12 protein-coding genes are annotated in these 17581 nt (G+C 44.5%); 4 read left to right on the top strand and 8 right to left on the bottom strand.

Annotated features, from left to right (window positions below; translation table 11 throughout):
• Positions 1-47: 47 nt before the first annotated feature.
• The 4 genes from VA249_RS08280 to trxB all read right to left on the bottom strand — a co-directional run bounded on the left by VA249_RS08280 (position 48) and on the right by trxB (position 5576).
• Complete coding sequence (locus tag VA249_RS08280) at positions 48-743, bottom strand: VC0807 family protein (protein WP_221067651.1); 696 nt, start codon at positions 741-743, stop codon at positions 48-50.
• A 240-nt stretch (positions 744-983) separates the two neighbouring features.
• Positions 984-2705, bottom strand: coding sequence for a heme ABC transporter ATP-binding protein/permease CydC (gene cydC / locus VA249_RS08275; protein WP_221067650.1), 1722 nt, complete (start codon positions 2703-2705; stop codon positions 984-986).
• On the bottom strand, positions 2698-4485 hold the full coding sequence (gene cydD / locus VA249_RS08270; RefSeq protein ID WP_221067649.1) for a heme ABC transporter permease/ATP-binding protein CydD: 1788 nt from the start codon (positions 4483-4485) through the stop codon (positions 2698-2700). The genes cydC and cydD overlap by 8 nt, the downstream gene beginning before the upstream one ends.
• Positions 4486-4619: 134 nt before the next feature.
• Entirely contained in the window at positions 4620-5576 is a 957-nt protein-coding gene (gene trxB / locus VA249_RS08265) for a thioredoxin-disulfide reductase (protein WP_211916451.1), read from the bottom strand.
• A gap of 370 nt (positions 5577-5946) precedes the next feature.
• Here trxB and VA249_RS08260 point away from each other — a divergent pair, with 370 nt between their 5' ends.
• Positions 5947-6603: a 2OG-Fe dioxygenase family protein gene (locus VA249_RS08260; protein ID WP_211916553.1), complete on the top strand. Its 657-nt coding sequence runs from the start codon at positions 5947-5949 to the stop codon at positions 6601-6603.
• Positions 6587-7822, top strand: coding sequence for a cysteine desulfurase-like protein (locus VA249_RS08255; RefSeq protein ID WP_221067648.1), 1236 nt, complete (start codon positions 6587-6589; stop codon positions 7820-7822). Before VA249_RS08260 ends, VA249_RS08255 begins: the two co-directional genes overlap by 17 nt.
• A gap of 72 nt (positions 7823-7894) precedes the next feature.
• On the opposite strand, the gene VA249_RS08250 is transcribed toward VA249_RS08255, so the two are convergent.
• Positions 7895-8719, bottom strand: a complete 825-nt coding sequence (locus VA249_RS08250; protein WP_221067647.1) for a DUF2797 domain-containing protein — start codon at positions 8717-8719, stop codon at positions 7895-7897.
• Positions 8720-9058: 339 nt separating this feature from the next.
• Between VA249_RS08250 and VA249_RS08245 the strand changes: the two genes are divergently transcribed.
• Entirely contained in the window at positions 9059-10444 is a 1386-nt protein-coding gene (locus VA249_RS08245; RefSeq protein WP_221069899.1) for a GGDEF domain-containing protein, read from the top strand.
• 205 nt (positions 10445-10649) lie between these two features.
• On the opposite strand, the gene VA249_RS08240 is transcribed toward VA249_RS08245, so the two are convergent.
• The 3 genes from VA249_RS08240 to VA249_RS08230 form a co-directional block, all read right to left on the bottom strand.
• The gene (locus tag VA249_RS08240) at positions 10650-12020 is read right to left on the bottom strand and encodes an SLC13 family permease (RefSeq protein ID WP_221067646.1); all 1371 of its coding nucleotides are present in this window, start codon (positions 12018-12020) and stop codon (positions 10650-10652) included.
• Positions 12021-12262: 242 nt separating this feature from the next.
• Positions 12263-13054, bottom strand: a complete 792-nt coding sequence (locus tag VA249_RS08235) for a SanA/YdcF family protein (RefSeq protein ID WP_221067645.1) — start codon at positions 13052-13054, stop codon at positions 12263-12265.
• Positions 13055-13218: 164 nt separating this feature from the next.
• The gene (locus tag VA249_RS08230) at positions 13219-14907 is read right to left on the bottom strand and encodes an NAD-dependent malic enzyme (RefSeq protein WP_128810724.1); all 1689 of its coding nucleotides are present in this window, start codon (positions 14905-14907) and stop codon (positions 13219-13221) included.
• Positions 14908-15123: 216 nt separating this feature from the next.
• On the opposite strand from VA249_RS08230, the gene VA249_RS08225 reads away from it, so the two are divergent.
• Positions 15124-17478: a helicase-related protein gene (locus VA249_RS08225; RefSeq protein WP_221067644.1), complete on the top strand. Its 2355-nt coding sequence runs from the start codon at positions 15124-15126 to the stop codon at positions 17476-17478.
• Positions 17479-17581 lie beyond the last annotated feature (103 nt).

The following is a 17581-nucleotide window of genomic DNA, read 5'->3' as shown; positions in this document are numbered from 1 at the left end:
TTAATTGGAGCTTTGTTAATTTGAACTGCAGTTACTCTGAATGTGACTTACTTAGTATGGAAAATTTGCTCTGTTTCAAGTGAGGTCAAAGCACGAATTTGGCGCCACACGTAGTAAAAAATACCGAACATCATCAGCATACTTGGAATGGCTATCATCGGGTAGCTATATAACGTGAGCTTACCTAACTCTTCATTGAAAGCAGCAGTGCCAGCAGGGCTTGTCACAATCCAAGTAGCAAGGAAATAGTTCATTGCTGAGGAGAACGCAAAGGTACTCGCAAATAGGTAGTTTGATGACATGAGACAACGCTCAAATTCCTCAGTGCGGCCATTCTCAATCAAACGCTCTTTGATTAGAGTCAGATTCAAAATGGTGTCGTTGAGTAGCATCTTTTGCATAAATGGGTAGCGAGTGAACGTTGAGCCCAACACTGCTAAACCAATGAGGCCAGGAATCAAGGCTTCTTTAAGCGCTAACCAGCGCGTATCAAGTTCTAATAAACCGATGCCACCTGTTAATAGCACACTGACAAAGCCAAGTGCAGCGATAAAGTTAAACTTCTTATTGCGAATAAGATCCATGCCACCATAAATAATAGGAAAGAGCAAAGCGACAATGAGTGCCATTGCTGTTCCCAAATGCTCTTCGCCACTAAATTTCATCAAGATGAAAGAGGGGATGAAGACGTTAAAGAGGATCTCGAATAAGGGATTCGACTTTTTTGTGGTCGTGTTACTCATAATTTCTAATGACTCTATTGTATCGGATACGATTTCACTTCGAGGGGAAGTGTTTACTGCTCAGCCGCAGATGTAAAGTATTAAAGCGTCGGTTTATGTAACGACTTATGAAATAAACAGCACTGAGCACATAGTCTATATGCCGCTGAATGATTTTATGAACAAAAATCAGACGCGAAAAGCTCGATGCACAATAAGAAAGGCTCATCAATCGATGAGCCTTGTACTAAACGTTAATAGCTATATCGATTGCCACAGCTGGTGGTATCGGCCTTTTTGTGCAAGCAGCGTGTGGTGATCACCTTGCTCGATGATCTCGCCTTGCTCCATTAAGCAGATGTTGTCCATACTCTCTAGCTCAATTAAACGGTGGGTAATAAATACGACCGTTTTATTGGTGAAGTGCAGCTGGAACAATTCCATCACTTTTTGTTCGGTGCGCTTATCAAGACCTTCGGTTGGCTCATCAAGAAGTAGGATAGGGGCATCTCGCAATAGAGCTCGAGCAATACCAATACGGCGCTTTTCGCCTCCAGATAGCTGACGACCACCATCACCTAACCAGGCGTCCAGCCCAGGTTCATCTAGCAGATTTGCTAGTTCCACTTTTGTTAGAATTTCGACAAGTTGATCATCACTTGCTTCTGGAGCGGCAAGTAATAAGTTATCTCGCAGTGTGCCATTTAAAACGTCCACGCGCTGGCTTACTACTGTGATCGCAGCACGCAAATCGGACTCACTCCAATCTTGAAGTGGAGCACCACCAATACGCACTTGGCCTTTGTTTACGTCCCAGTAGCGACATAGCAATTGTATTAATGTTGATTTACCTGAACCCGTTTGACCAACGACCGCCGTTTTTGATCCAAGCGGTAACGAGAGCGTGAGATCCTTTACTACTTTCTGCTGGCCATCAGGGTAAGTGAAATCAATATTGTCGAATTCAATATCCATTGGTAAATCTGGTCGCTCAGATTGCTCGGGGAAGATAACATCAGGCTGTGCCAGAATGACGTCATTCAAACGACGTGCAGACGTTAAGGTTTGACCCAGATATTGGAATGCACCTGCAATTGGCATGAGGATCTCAAAACTTGCCATGGTTGCGAATGCAAAAAGCGCAATCCAAGGATCGGGCGCACGACCACCAACACCATCCGCCGCAAACCATAGCATAACCACCAACGTTAGTCCGTTTGCTAACATAAGCAAACCAGAAGCCATACCAGTTAGATTTGCGTTTACGAACTGGTTCGACAGCAGTTGATTTTGCTTTTCAAGAATCGCATTTCGGTAACGCACTTCTGCGCCAAATAGACTCAATTCGCTGTAACCTTGCAGCCAGTCTAATGTCGCAACACGCAGTTGAGCTTTATTTTGAGTGAGGTGCTCACCATTGTGTTTACCAAGTTTGTAAAACAGCACCGGCCATATCAGCAGCATAACCGTTAAGATGCCACCTAATAGAATAGCAAGATGCCAATCGAAGAACGCTAAAACGGCGGTCATCGCTAAAATGCCGAAGATACCAACAATTACTGGGCTAATAAGACGCAGATAAACGTGGTCCATTGCATCGACATCAGCCACTAAGCGATTCAGGAGGTCTGCATCACGTAAAGTTGAAATACGGCCGGGAATAAGCGGTGCAAGCTTCTTAAAGAAGAATATCCGTAGGTCGGTCAGAAGCTTGAATGTTGCATTATGACTAACAACACGCTCTCCCCATCGACCAGCGGTACGTGCCATCGCTGCACCACGTACCCCTGCACCAGGCAACATGTAGTTGAAAGTTTCACGAGCAATGGTGAGGCCAGCAACTGCTGATGCAGAAATAAACCAACCAGAAAGAGTTAATAGTCCAATAGAGGCCGCTAGAGTGAGGAATGCTAATAACATGCCTAACGACAAGCCAAACCAATGTTTTTTATACAGCTTTAGATAAGGGAGTAAATCACGCATCTAAGTTCCCCTTGTCTGATTCACGTTGAGCGAGGTTCGCTGCCAACATTTCTTTAAATAAACCATCTTGAGAGGCTAACGTAGTATAGTCACCACGTTGAACGATTTGACCTTGTTGCATAACAAGAATTTGCGACACATTTTGTAGTGGCGCAAGTTGGTGAGTGATCATCAAGTTGGTGGTAGACGCCGTGTATTTACCAATGCCTTCCATAACAAGCTTTTCACTACGAGCATCCAAACTTGCTGTCGGCTCGTCCAGCAACCAAAAACGACCATTTTGCAACATCGCACGTGCAAGCGCGAGACGTTGCGCCTGACCGACAGATAAGCCTCCGGAACGGTCGGAGACCTGGTAATCCAAACCGTGCATCTCAACAAATTCAGAGGCATGAGAATCATGGAGTACCGAGTGCACTTGCTGATCTTGAATATTTTGTTTACCAAGAGTGACGTTGTCACGAATACTGCCGTGCAGAAGCATTGGGTTTTGACCAATCCAACTGATGGCCTTACGCCATGTGGATAGATCCAATTCAGACAATTCATCACCGTTTATCTTCAGGCTGCCTTTGTATGGCATAAAGCCAAGGATAGTATTCACTAAACTGGTTTTACCGGCACCACTTGGTCCGACTAACGCCGTACTTTGGTTTGAATCTAGTGTGAAACTCAGTGGGCCAGCCAACTGCTTTCCCTCAGGGCTAAAGACAATCAGGTCCGTCGCTTCAATATGAATGGCTGAATTTGGCTCTATTGCTTTATTGCCATTTTTGACTTGATCAACATCTAACTCAAGAAACTCTACGATACTTTCGGCTGCACCAACAGCTTGCTGCTTGGCGTGGTAAAACGTACCAAGGTCACGCAGTGGTTGATAAAATTCAGGGGCAAGAATCAAGATGAAGAGGCCCGCGAATAGAGTGACCCCTGTACCGTAGTAGCCAAAGTTGAGTTCACCAATGTAGCTAAAGCCAAAGTACACCGCGGTAATTGCGATAGAGATAGAGGTGAAAAACTCAAGAACAGCTGAAGATAAGAACGCAATCTTTAACACATCCATGGTGCGAGTGCGAAATACTTCAGAGGCCCCTTTCAGCGTCTCTGTTTCGGATTGAGTGCGGTCAAACAGACGAATGGTTGTCATCGCTTGTAAACGATCATAGAAATGACCGGATAAGCGTTGCAGTGCTTTAAAATTCTTGCGGTTGGCATCCGCGGCTTTCATACCAACAAGTGCCATGAACATCGGAACTAACGGAGCAGTGATAAGGAAAATTAGACCCGCAGCCCAGTTAATCGGGAAGACCACTACGAGAATGATAAAAGGCACGAGTACAGACAGTGACATTTGTGGTAAGTAGCGAGAGAAGAAGTCTTGCATATCTTCCACTTGCTCTAAGATCAGTGTTGCCCAACTACCGGCAGGTTTGCCTTTAATGTAAGCGGGGCCAAGCTGGTGGACTTTATCTAGAATCAGTTGGCGGATGTAAACGCGGATTTGCTCACCACAGCGGTAACCTGCGATTTCGCGTCCCCACGTACAAGCTGCGCGCCCAATAACGGTGACGCCTAATCCGACGAAATGCCAAACAAGATCATTTTTGTCGACATGTTCAATGATTAACTGATGAAGAATGGAGGCGAGCAGGGCTGCTTGAGCCAATAAAAACACGCTTGATAGTACGCCTAGGCCTATCGCAACCATTAGCCAGCGCTTGGCCAACTTACTCTGTTGCTTAAGCCACTTATTCAAGCTGCTTTGCTTTTTCTTATCCATTATGAAGGCTTAATGATAATTGTTTTAATGAGGCGGTAGTATACAAAAGAAAACCCAGCGGGAATACCGCTGGGCTGTAAGGATATGACACAAATGTGAAAAGTTATATGTCAATATATCTTAGTGAGCAAAGGTTATTCAGGTAGTGCATCTAGGAAGCGTTCTGCATCTAATGCTGCCATACAACCTGTACCCGCAGAAGTGATTGCTTGACGGTAGTTATGGTCCATCACATCACCTGCGGCAAAGACACCTTCAACACTGGTTTGTGTTGCGTTACCCTCAAGACCTGATTTAACGATGATGTAACCGTCTTTCATGTCGAGTTGGTTTTCAAAGATTTGAGTATTTGGCTGGTGGCCGATTGCGATGAATGCGCCCATGACTTCAAGATCTTCAGTTGCACCATTGTTGACATCTTTAATGCGAACGCCGGTGACACCCATATCATCACCTAGCACTTCATCGAGTGTACGATCCGTATGGAGAATGATGTTGCCACTTTCTACTTTGTCCATCAGTCGTTTGACGAGGATTTTCTCTGCGCGGAATGTGTCGCGACGGTGAATGAGGTGAACTTCAGAAGCAATATTTGATAGGTAAAGTGCTTCTTCGACTGCAGTGTTACCACCGCCTACCACTGCCACTTTTTGGTTACGGTAGAAGAACCCATCACAGGTTGCACATGCCGAAACGCCACGGCCTTTGAACGCTTCTTCGGATTCTAAACCTAAGTATTTCGCAGATGCACCAGTGGAGATGATCAACGCATCACAGGTATACTCCGCCGAGTCACCTTTTAGACGGAACGGGCGTTGAGACAATTCTACTTCGTTGATGTGATCGAATACGATTTCTGTTTCGAATCGCTCCGCGTGCGCTTTCATACGCTCCATCAAATCAGGACCAGTCAGTCCTTCCGCGTCACCGGGCCAGTTTTCTACTTCTGTTGTTGTGGTTAGCTGGCCACCTTGCTGCATTCCCGTCACAAGTACCGGATTTAGGTTAGCACGTGCTGCGTATACCGCGGCAGTGTATCCGGCTGGACCAGAACCAAGAATTAATAGTTTACAGTGTTTTACGTCGCTCATTATGGCTCCAAAGAGGGCAGAACATTTCTCTCGATTGTAGGGAAATTCTCCGTGCTTTAAAAGCATAAACGGCGGCCTCTGTTCGAATTAATGGTTATAGGTTAGAACTTGCTGATGCGCATAAATCGTGGTTTTAATGCAGCATAAAATTCTGTTTGTAGTAGAGAACGCTAGTTTCAAATGTCGCCAATGCTCAGGATTGAATGTTTAATCTGTCATCGGTTGAATTCTTAGCATGGTATGACGTTTTATGTAATATGTTGAAGCTATCAACGTCAAATGCTGGCAATTGCAGAATATTTGCGTATCCTATGATGTAAATTAAATGTTAAATAAACAAGCTAGATGTGCCTCATTAAAGGAGCCAATGATGTTACATTCACGTGAGAACACCCTACATTTAACCCAGCTCAGCATGGCAGCCATTGAGCAGCTTTCGCCATCATTTAATGGCTTACCACGCACGGAACATGCAGATGGTCAATATCGCCTTAGACGTTACTCTGTGGTTGGTTTTGAAAATGGACAAGTTGTGGATTTAAATAAAAACAGTTTTGTCCAATCTTCGGATATCAACCGCTTTCAAGGCGATGTCGTTCGTCAATTTGAACCGATTGAAAAGGAAATCATCTCAAGCGAGGGATTCCGAGAGATGTGTGCTTTGTTTATGAACGCAAATCATTTAGCGGATGGACAAGAAATCGAGATTCATCAGATTCGAATTACGGCCATTTATGATGAAACCCAAGTTGCCCCAGAGGGGGTACACCAAGATGGATTTGATCATATCGCTTTAGTTGGTGTGGGGCGTCATAACATCATGGGAGGGGACATCATGTTATATAGCAGTCATAACCAAGCACCGTTTTTTAGGAAAGTGTTAGAGAATGGAGAAGTGGCTATGTTGGCAGACAGTAAGTTGTGGCACAACGCCGTCCCAATTCGCTCTGTTATTAATGATCAAGAAGGTCATATGGATGTTTTTGTTTTGACAGCAACGGACAAGCGCAATGAACTTCAATCTTAATCAGGTCAGAGAGCAATTCCCTGCATTGGCTCAATATCATAATGATCGACCGGTGACATTTTTTGATGGCCCGGGCGGGTCGCAGGTACCGCAAAGGGTATTGGATAGGATGGTTAGCTATCTGGGCCGTTTTAATTCAAACCTTGGTGGGCATTACTTTTCTAGCCAAGCAACCGTCCAAGTGATGCAGTTGGCGAGAGAGTCAGCACAAGCGCTCTTAAACGCACCATCCTCAGGCAATATTGTGTTTGGCGCAAATATGACTTCTCTTACTTTTCAATTGAGTCGTGCAATCAGTCGTGATTGGAAGGAGGGAGATGAAATCATCGTTTCCTCATTAGATCACTATTCAAATGTATCGAGTTGGCAGCAAGCTGCGCAAGACAAAGGGGCGGTTGTTCATCAAGTTCGAGTTAATGAAGAAGACTGCACATTAGATCTCGACCATTTGAAAAACTTACTCAATGAAAAGACCCGTTTGGTTGCAGTGACTTACGCTTCCAACACGACAGGCTCGATTGTAGATGTTCAACGTGTCGTTGACATGGCCCATCAGGTTGGTGCGCAGGTGTATGTTGATGCGGTTCATTACGCGCCTCATCATTTAGTGGATGTGCAAGAGCTAGAATGTGACTTCTTAGCATGTTCTGCGTACAAATTTTTCGGTCCTCATGTCGGTATTGCATACGTGGCAGATCAGTGGCTACATACGGTTAAACCATATAAGGTTGAGCCTGCCACGAATATTGGCCCTGGGCGCTTTGAAACGGGCACGCAAAGTTTCGAAGGATTGGCTGGCGTCACCGCAGCGGTGGATTACTTAGCACAATTTGGAGAAGCAGGCTTGCCACTTCGCCAGAGACTAGAGCAAAGTTACGCTTTGTATAATCAACATGAAGAGCGATTAAGCGCACATTTTTTACAGCGTTTAAGCGCGCTTGATGGTGTTAATTTATTCGGTATTAATCACGAAAGCAGTCAACATCGAACGCCTACTTTTGCTTTAACATTTGATAGATACTCTCCTGAATTTATTGCTAAGACGTTAGGGGAGCACAATATCTGTGTTTGGAATGGTCACTTCTACGCCTTGGGTTTGGTACGTCAATTAGGCTTAGAGGAGTCGGGGGGCGTGGTTCGTATCGGTTGTATGCACTACAACACCACGGCGGAAATAGATATGTTGTTTGATATACTGGAAAACATCCTTGATGCCTAAGTGATACTATTTTCAGCAAACAAAGCTCGAGTGATTGACTCGAGCTTTTTCTTTTTGGGAGAAGTAAATGGCTTAAGCACTTACTTCTATTTCGTAAGATGTAAATTTACGGATGTTGATCACACCTGAATCAAAGATCAAATATTGACCTTTAATACCTTGCAGCGTGCCGGAAACAATCGGGTTTTTGTCAAAGTTGTGTGACGTAATCTTGATTGGATGCTGCTGAACCGGGTAGCTCAAATCGGTAATACTCTCAGTCAAAACTTCAATCGCATCATCACCATACTGTGCTTTGATCTCTGCAATTTTGTCTTCTACTAATGGTAATAGTTCGTTGAAGCGCTCTTGTAACGGCATTGGTTCACCGTCGCCTTTTAATAGCGTTCTCCAGTTAGTTTTATCGGCAATGTGTTTCGCCAATTCCACTTCAATTAAACCTGAAATTTGACGAGTTTTCACCTTGAAAATAGGCAGGCCTTGAGTTGCACCTTGGTCAATCCAACGTGTTGGAATTTGCGTGTGGCGTGTAATACCTACTTTTAAGCTAGAGGTGTTTGATAGGTAAACGAAGTGGTCAACCATACAGTTCTCTTCGCCCCATTTAGGCTCGCGGCAGGTGCCTTGTTCGTAGTGACAAGTTTCTGGCTTCATAATGCACATATCGCAGCTTGCTAATTTCTTCATGCAAACGAAGCAATGACCTTGAGAGTAGCTTTTTTTAGTCTTCTTGCCGCAAGAGCAGCAGTAAATGTTACCCGTGTGGGTAAGAGTCAGAGTTTGACCGAGAAACGCACTCAGATCGACTTCTTCATCACCTACAGGAAGACGGTAACTGACAGCACCGTCAAGAGATGCACGCATTTTTTTTAGCGTACCAGTAGCAATTATTGACATGACATTACTCATTATTGTGTTTTTGACCAGTATATACCTTACCAGCCTATAGATGGAGAGGAATGCTTCATAGAAACCGACTTAAACCTGTATTTGTTGCTTTTTTTGCAGAATGAGGGTGCCTGACGTGAATTGCTTCGCAAATCAGTGATTTGTCGTAAAATCATACAGACGTGAAGCAGGATCACGTTTAACGTGTGCGCTGCATGTGTTTAAAGTGAGAATGTGAGCTAAAAATCACTTTTTGACTTGCCAAAATACTTTATTTGCAAAGGCAAAAATCTTTCAGTACATTGCACGATATAAATAGGGCGATTGATAGTCACTGGGCCAATCATGATGAAATGGATACACAAATTTGTTTTTACCTTGTCGATATGCACGATCAGTTTGGTTGCGCTTTATGCTTTGCTTGGTGATACGCGCAAGCTTGTGGTAACGCCGGAACAGTTCAATATCCATGCTACGAATGACGCGAGTGCTAATGGTCTTAGCAAATCAGAAATCACATACAATGAACAAAGTCTCACTCTGGACTGTGATTTACAGAAAAGTACATACGCTTGGCCGTATTGTGGTATTTCGGTCTATACCGATGTAAAAGAAGCCACAAAGGGATTAGATCTCTCTAGCTACCATACCATTCGTCTGACTCTGCGTTATGAAACCGCGGGTATTGGGGAGAACCCGAACAAAAATCTTCGAATTTACCTAAGAAATTACAACTCCGCATATTCTATTCCTCAAGATGAATACACCATTAAATACAATGGTATGCAATTTTCACCTTCCAGTTTTAGCGAAGTGATTGAAATTCCAATTAAGAATCTTCAAGTGATGACGTGGTGGCTAAACGATAACAATGTTGCCATTGAGCACTCTGCTCCTGAGTTCTCCAATATAACTCGAATTGATTTAGCGACAGGCGCTGGCGCGGCACTGGGCAAACATAAAATCGTTATTGATAAGATTGAGTTTGAAGGTGCGTATATCGAAGAGTCGACATTGTTGTTTGCATTACTTTTTTCATGGATGGCATTAGGGCTTGCATTTTCATTACATGAAATGCGTAAAAATAAAATTGCCTATGACAAAGCAAGCAAACGTCATCGCCATTTAGAAAAGGTGAATAGCACACTAAGAGCGCAAAATTGTGAATTCGCTGAGTTAGCACACCGTGATGCGTTAACGGGTGCGATGAACCGTCATGCTGTACATTCCTGGTTAGAGCAGCAAGCTCGCCATGTTCGTTGGGGGTATGAGTCGTTTTCAATCCTATACTTGGATTTAGATAAATTTAAGCGCGTTAACGACAAATATGGCCATCAAATGGGGGACGATATATTGCGGGAGTTCGTGATGGTGATTGCGAGCAATATTGATGCAGATGACCGTTTGGTACGATGGGGTGGAGAAGAGTTTGTTGTTTTCTGTCCGGAAACGAATATCGAGCAGGCCGTTAAAAAGGCAGAAGCGGTGCGCAAAAGTGTTGAAAAGCATTTATGGGTTCATGGTGATACGTTGACGTGCAGTATTGGTGTGGCTCAAATGGAAAATGAACGAATTTCAGAGACCATGGCAAGAGCGGATGAAGTGCTTTATTTAGCCAAACGTAACGGGCGAAATCGCATCGAAGTGAACTATGGCACTCAAGTAAACAGTGGCACTCAAGTAAACAGTGGCAGTCAACTGAACACTGGCTCTCAAGTAGATAATGGTAGTTAAGTGAAGTCAGATACTGAGGCTCATTTTTAGGCCCGACAACCTTAATCCCCACAACTAACTTAATCTCACTACGTTAATTTCAAAAACCAAGAAGAAAAAAGGTGGCCGATTGGCCACCAAATAGAAACTGCTGCTCAATCTCGGTGTGAGAGGGGGAGGTGATTACATTTATCACCAGAACAGCAGTGTGTTGTGGTTTAATAACTTACCAAAACAGCCAAGCAAATAGCGTCAGCGCGCCGATGCAGGCAATATTTAGAATTACCCCGATCCTCATCATTTCTTTTTGCTGAATGTGACCCGTACCAAAGACAATCGCGTTTGGTGGTGTTGCGACTGGCAACATAAATGCACAAGATGCAGCTATCGCGATTAATGCGGAAAGAATGACCGGTGACAGCCCTAGCGCTTCAGCAATCGTGGCGAATACCGGAACAAGCAGCGCAGCACTCGCCGTGTTACTCGCAAATTCAGTAAGGAATACGACGAAAGCGACGACTGCCAGGATAGTAAGAAACACGCCAGCTTGCTCTAAGAAACCTGTCAGACCATGTGCAAGAAACACACTTGTACCCGTTACCTTTAAGACATTGCTAAGACAGATACCACCACCAAAGAGAATGAGTACACCCCAGTCGGTCGTTTTTTCGATGTCTTTCCATTCCACGGCGCGAGACGCCCCCAACAGTAGAATTGCACCGATAGCAACCAGCGTATCGAACTTGGCAAATCCGCCTAGCATGGCATTGATCGGTTTACTAAAGATCCAAAGTGTTACGGTTAAAAGGAAAATAGCCAAAGTCACCATTTTTCCGTTGGTCCACTCCACAGGTTTATGAGAGAGCTCGAAAGTATGGCTAAGATCCGGCTTAGTGACGGTGTATAGAACTAAAACAGCGATAGGTAATAAAATTAGTGAGATAGGTAGGCCGAGTTTCATCCAGTCGGTAAATCCTAAGCCAACTTCTGCGGCTGCAATCGCATTGGGCGGGCTTCCGACCAATGTTGCAATACCGCCGATTGAAGCACTATAAGCGATACCAAGCAGTACGAATAGAAATGTACGATGGTTTTTTTCTGCATCTAATTTGCTCATTACGCCCAAAACAAGCGGTAACATCATTGCTGTCGTCGCTGTGTTTGATATCCACATTGATAGTGCAGCACTCACACCAAACAACATAAAGACAGCCACCGACATTTTTCCGCCTGCGATGAGCAACACTTTGTCAGCGATAGCGCGATCCAGTTTTTGTTTATGTAGTGCCGCTGCGAGTGCAAAACCGCCAAGAAATAGGAAAATGATAGAGTTGGAAAAATTGTTGAGAGCAGTTTGGGTATTAAAAACACCGAGAAATACAGCAAGCAATGGGATTAAGAGCGCAGTAATACTTACATGAATTGCTTCGGTTAGCCAAAGAATTGCAACGAACACTAAAATACACAATCCGGTCACGACTTTGGGGGCAAAGGGTAGCGTGTTGAATAGCAAAACAAACAGCATGATATTGAACACTAAAATCATACTGTTGCGAGTGAAGAACCAGTTCTTCAATGTCACAGCAAATGCGGTCATGGTTAGGCTCCTTTATTCCTGCCGTTTTGTTGATTTATTATGGCAAGGTAACTGACTTGTAGTTATTTATTGATTAAATGTTACATGCAAGCGCGATTGGGATTTACGGAGATTGAACCGAAAAATAAGAAAATGTGACGCCAATAATTGGAAATGGGTAGAAAGCTACCCATTTAGTGATTTGGTTTTCGTGTTAAGAATAACACCAGGTATACAAGAGTCGCGTCGAGCGGTGATATAAGCTAGTTAGCTTGTTTTTGTTGGACGGATTCTTTTTGATCTTGTGCTTCTAGAGGAGGTCCTTCCGCGACTTGTGAAGCGGGTATTTCATCTTCAGTGTTCGTCTTGTCGACCGCGACAATAGGCACTTGAGGACCAAGGAAGCGAGGTTGGGTATCCATGATGTAAAGGTCTAAAAAAGCTTTTACTCGAGCCAGCAGTTCACGGGTACGCATTGAGGTCTTTTGTTTATTTGTCGTTGGTCCCGCAACCGCAAGACACTGCGCATCAATATTATAAGCATCAGCAATAAACAGAGCTCGTTCACAATGAAAGCGTTGTGTCACGATGAGGAAGCGATCGGATGCAAAAATCTTTTTTGCTCGGACGATAGAATCGAGCGTACGAAACCCTGCATAATCAAGGTGAATTACCTCTTCTGGTACACCTGCTTTTAGTAGATCACGTTTCATCGTCCATGGCTCATTGTAAGAACGGTGCGCGTTATCTCCACTGAGGAGAAACTGTTTTATCTTACCTTGTTTGTAGAGTTCAATGGCTGAGTTTATTCTGTGGGTGTAATAGGTATTGAGTGTTTTTCCTATGTACTTACTAGTGCCAAGAACCACCGCCACTTCATGATTCGGAACTTGCTCGTAATTGGTATAAATTTGATCCTGTGCTTGAAGTACAACCCAGCGGTCAATTGCGATAACCGTGCACAACAGGCCGAGAACAGAGATCGACCAAACCAAAGCAAAACGCTTCCATGACAACTTAAGCTTCCACTTTGATCTTATGCGAGAAAACAGCAAAACGTTCTATGTCCTTAATGAAAAAAGAGTCTCTCATCATATCTTATAGAATTAAAGAGAGAAGCCCAGAAATGCCAAAATATGGTTAGGAGGATGAAAAATAGCATAAAAAATAAAAGCCCCCGCAGAGCGAGGGCGAATTATTAGACAAATCGTCTCATTGCTTAGAATGCTGTGCGTTTGTAACGGCGGTAAACTGGCTGCCAGAATGCTTGGTCAATGGCATCATTCAGTGCTTCGTCAGTAATTTCTAACGCAACACCTTGCTCAATCGCTTTTTTAGCAACAGCGAATGCAATCTTCTTCGATACCAAATGAATTTCTTCTAATGGTGGAAGCAGTGCTCCGTGACCATTGATGGCAAGCGGAGAACAAGTCGCAAGTGCTCGGCTTGATTCCTGTAACATTTCGTCCGTTACTCTTCTTGCATTAACCGCAAGCACGCCTAGACCTATACCTGGGAAGATGTAACTGTTATTACACTGGGCGATAGGGTAAGAACGACCCTCATGCACGACGGGCTCAAACGGGCTACCTGTTGCAACAAGAGCTTCACCATTTGTCCAACGAATAATGTCGTTTGGTGTTGCTTCAACACGACTTGTTGGGTTTGACAGTGGGAAGATAATTGGACGCGGACAGTGTTTGTGCATTTCTTCGATGACTTCTTGGCTAAATAGGCCTGGCGCACCAGAAACACCGATAAGTACGGTTGGTTTAGCGTTGTGCATCACATCAAGTAGTGAGAAAGCATTCCCTTCCGTTTCCCACTTCTTCGTGTTGTCGAACTTCTGAACGAGACGCTGTTGGAAATCAAGTAAGTTCGGCATGCCTTCTTGCAGTAGGCCCCAACGGTCGACCATGTAAACTTGAGATCGTGCTTTTTTATCAGAAATGCCCTCTGACACCATCTGAGCGATGATCGCTTCGGCAATGCCACAGCCTGCTGAGCCCGCGCCTAAGAAAGTAATACGTTGGTCAGAAAGTTTTGTTCCCGCAGCTTTACATGCCGCAAGTAGTGAGCCTACTGTGACCGCCGCGGTTCCTTGAATATCATCATTGAAACAACAGATACGGTCTTTGTAGCGTTCTAGTAATGGCATCGCATTTTTTTGAGCGAAATCTTCGAATTGGATTAACGCATCTGGCCAGCGACGTTGAACCGCTTGGATAAACTCCTCAACAAACGCATCGTAGTCAGGGCCAGTGATGCGTGGATGACGCCATCCCATGTACATAGGATCCGCTAAACGTTGAGGGTTGTTTGTACCAACATCCAGCACGATAGGCAGCGTGTAAGCTGGGCTGATACCACCACATGCGGTGTACAGTGATAGCTTACCGATAGGAATGCCCATGCCACCGATACCCTGGTCACCCAAACCTAAGATTCGTTCGCCATCGGTTACAACAATCACTTTTACGTTATGGTTTGCTGCGTTGTTTAACAAGTCGTCGATGCGATCACGGTTCGGGTATGAGATGAACAAACCACGGCCACGACGGTAAATGTTAGAGAAGTTTTCACAAGCTGCACCCACAGTCGGAGTGTAGATGATAGGCATCATCTCTGAAATGTGGTTTTGAACTAAGCGATAAAAAAGCGTTTCGTTTGTGTCTTGGATGTTGCGCAGGTAGATATGCTTATCCATGTCACTTTCGAAGCTTTTGTACTGACGGTAGGCACGCTCTACTTGCTCTTGGATAGTTTCGGTCGTTTCAGGTAGAAGACCATCTAAGTTGAACGAGCTGCGTTCTTCTGTCGTAAATGCACTGCCTTTGTTCAAAAGCGGAGTTGCCAAAAGAGCCGGTCCCGCAAAAGGGATATAGAGTGGGCGCTTGTCGTTGTTCATTGGGTGCCTTTATGTAGGGTTGTGGGATGCGGGTAAAATTCTAACGGGTTCAGTATTTAGTTGTAAACAATCGTTGATGCACATCAACGTAATGTCGCAAAAAAAATTAATACCCGATGAAAATATCGTCAGTATAGCCACTGTAGTGATTCCTAAAGCAAGAATTTTTCACTTGAGTATAATAGGGCGTTCTAACCACATACGATCCTTTCATTTATGTCTCAATTGCCTATTGATAGCTTAAAAGCTGAATTTGACCAACTCGTAAGTCACCATCACCTTGTAGTTGAAGCTGAAACGGGGTCCGGTAAATCGACTCGTTTGCCAATATGGGCTGCCAATCATGGCCGCGTTTTGGTCATTGAGCCGCGTCGAATTGCTTGTACGTCATTAGCTGAATTTCTGGTTGAGCAATCTGGTCAAGCATTAGGCACGAAAATTGGTTATGCGATTAAGCTCCATGCGCACTTTGATGAGAACACACAAGTTGTGTTCGTCACACCTGGGGTCGCATTGCGTTGGTTTGCAGAAGACAAGCTTACAAACTTCGATATTGTTATGGTGGATGAGTTTCACGAGCGCCGCTGGGATATTGATCTCCTTACTGCAATTTTAAAGCAAGAAAATCAGCATCGTTTAATCGTCACTTCTGCAACGTTAGAGGGCGAAAAACTGGCTGAGTATTTAGGGGCAAAAAGACTTCGTTCTAATGGGCGTTGCTTTCCCGTGACGGTGACATATCGAGCGCGTGATAGTCGTTATTTGCCCAATAAAAAAGGTTGTGAGAATGATGTCGTAAGTACCGTCAAAGAAGCGTTAGAAGATGAAGATGGCGATATTCTTGTCTTCTTACCCGGGCGTAAAGAGATCACTCAATGCGCTCAGATGTTGCAGCATATTGAAGACGTGCTGGTGGTCAAATTGCATGCATCGGTGAGTGATGATGAAAGGCATCGTGCACTTACCACTCAAAATCAGCGCAAGATAGTGTTAGCGACCAACGTGGCGGAGACGTCTTTGACGATCCCGAATATCCGTGTCGTGATAGACAGCGGTTTAGAGCGTCGGACTATTCAACGAAACGGGCGTACTGCTCTGATGTTGACCAATATTTCTAAAGCCAGTGCCGCACAACGAATGGGTCGAGCAGGCCGGGTTTCTGAGGGAGCGTGCATTCGTTTATATGGTGAGCATGCGCCACTGGAACTCGTCACGCCACCGGAGCTTCATCGTGAAGAACTCGTGGAGCCAATGTTGGCAGCCGCTTGTTGTGGCTATCCCTTGTCGAACCTTCCATTTCTTGAAACATTGCCCGAGAAATCATTAGCTTTGGCCGCGCAAACGTTGCGTTCAATGGGAGCGATTGACGAGCAAGGTAATGTCACTGACCATGGCAAAAAGGTTTACCCGCTGCCGATTGATGCTTTGTTTGCAGATTTGGTTACCCGTATTCAAACAAAAGCAGAAAAAGAGGCGATGATCGATTTGGCAGCAGCGTTATCTGTACCTGCTCAGTTGTACCAGTTGCAGAGTGGAGAGGCAGCAGAAGCATTAGACCAGCAAGAAACATTCGGTTGCGATGTGGCTTTGATGACTCGTCTGGTGCGTGGTGAACAACTGCCCGGAGTAAACGTTGATGTGAGTGTCTTAGAAGAAGCACAGGGTTTAGCCAAACAGATGCGAGCGGTTTTTGAACTGCCCGATCTTGAAGTTGCCTCGCGTTATAAACGAGACGTATTGGTTAAAGCGATGGCTAAACTGCATCCAGAGATCGTATTTGTGCGGCGTGAGCGTCGGCGAGATGCGCTTGGTAATGGCACGATGGAAATGATGGTTGGTCGCAATAGTCGGTTCCCAGCAGCAAGTGAAGCGGCTTTGGTTTTAGATAGCCACAGCTTACCCGGACGAGGTGTAAAGCAAACGCTCAATCTTGCTTCAGTTATGATGCCAATTTCGCTCCGTTTGTTTAGAGAGTTGGAGCTAGGTGAGTGGCAGCAAGGCGAAACGAATTATGAAGAAGAATCGCCACGTGCCACCATGCATTTGGTTTATGCCGGTCGTCGTATCTTTACAGAGTACCAAGCACTTAAAGGTGAAGTTGCACTTCAATCCATTGCAGAGATGATTGAAGATGAAACGCTGTTGCCTGAATTTGCGCCATTAAGAAAACAACAAATTCAGCATTGGAAGATCTACAACGCACTTGGGTTAAACTCAGATCTTATCGATAAAGGGGCAATTGAAAATCTGACTTTTTCATCGTGGTTGGTCGAACAATTGGAAGCACTGGGTGTAGAGAGTATTGAAGATATTGAGTTGCTCGAAGCGAAAGACATCCCATTTAAAGGCGTTCCCGAGTGGGAATACGAGGATTTCGCGGAGAAGTTTCCATTAAAGCTGGTTTTAGCGGGACTAAAGCTCGATGTTGAGTATTTTGTCTCTCGAAAACTGGTCCACGTCATTTATGCAGAGGGAAGTCGAAAAGCTGATCCAAAGCGGTGGGAATTGCCGCGATGGTCTGGATGGAAAGTTCAGTATAAAAAGGCGAGTCGAGTCATTGACGTTAAATGATAGTGAGGAATCGTTCTTTGGTTTGTTTATTGCTGCTTTCTTTCAAAAACGGTCATCCGTTGGTTGTTGTTTATAATTAAAAAATATGAATTAAATCGACATT

The sequence above is a fragment of the Vibrio alfacsensis genome (genome assembly GCF_019670485.1).
Taxonomy (GTDB): domain Bacteria; phylum Pseudomonadota; class Gammaproteobacteria; order Enterobacterales; family Vibrionaceae; genus Vibrio; species Vibrio alfacsensis.
This window is presented reverse-complemented; position numbering and strand designations above follow the sequence as displayed.

Bases quoted from the DNA above. Each gene is read 5' to 3' on its own strand.
- VA249_RS08260 (WP_211916553.1), top strand. From the start codon at position 5,947: ATGTTACATTCACGTGAGAACACCCTACATTTAACCCAGCTCAGCATG.
- VA249_RS08250 (WP_221067647.1), bottom strand. From the start codon at position 8,719: ATGTCAATAATTGCTACTGGTACGCTAAAAAAAATGCGTGCATCTCTT.
- VA249_RS08255 (WP_221067648.1), top strand. From the start codon at position 6,587: ATGAACTTCAATCTTAATCAGGTCAGAGAGCAATTCCCTGCATTGGCT.
- VA249_RS08280 (WP_221067651.1), bottom strand. From the start codon at position 743: ATGAGTAACACGACCACAAAAAAGTCGAATCCCTTATTCGAGATCCTC.
- VA249_RS08245 (WP_221069899.1), top strand. From the start codon at position 9,059: ATGAAATGGATACACAAATTTGTTTTTACCTTGTCGATATGCACGATC.
- trxB (WP_211916451.1), bottom strand. From the start codon at position 5,576: ATGAGCGACGTAAAACACTGTAAACTATTAATTCTTGGTTCTGGTCCA.
- cydC (WP_221067650.1), bottom strand. From the start codon at position 2,705: ATGCGTGATTTACTCCCTTATCTAAAGCTGTATAAAAAACATTGGTTT.
- VA249_RS08240 (WP_221067646.1), bottom strand. From the start codon at position 12,020: ATGACCGCATTTGCTGTGACATTGAAGAACTGGTTCTTCACTCGCAAC.
- cydD (WP_221067649.1), bottom strand. From the start codon at position 4,485: ATGGATAAGAAAAAGCAAAGCAGCTTGAATAAGTGGCTTAAGCAACAG.
- VA249_RS08225 (WP_221067644.1), top strand. From the start codon at position 15,124: ATGTCTCAATTGCCTATTGATAGCTTAAAAGCTGAATTTGACCAACTC.
- VA249_RS08230 (WP_128810724.1), bottom strand. From the start codon at position 14,907: ATGAACAACGACAAGCGCCCACTCTATATCCCTTTTGCGGGACCGGCT.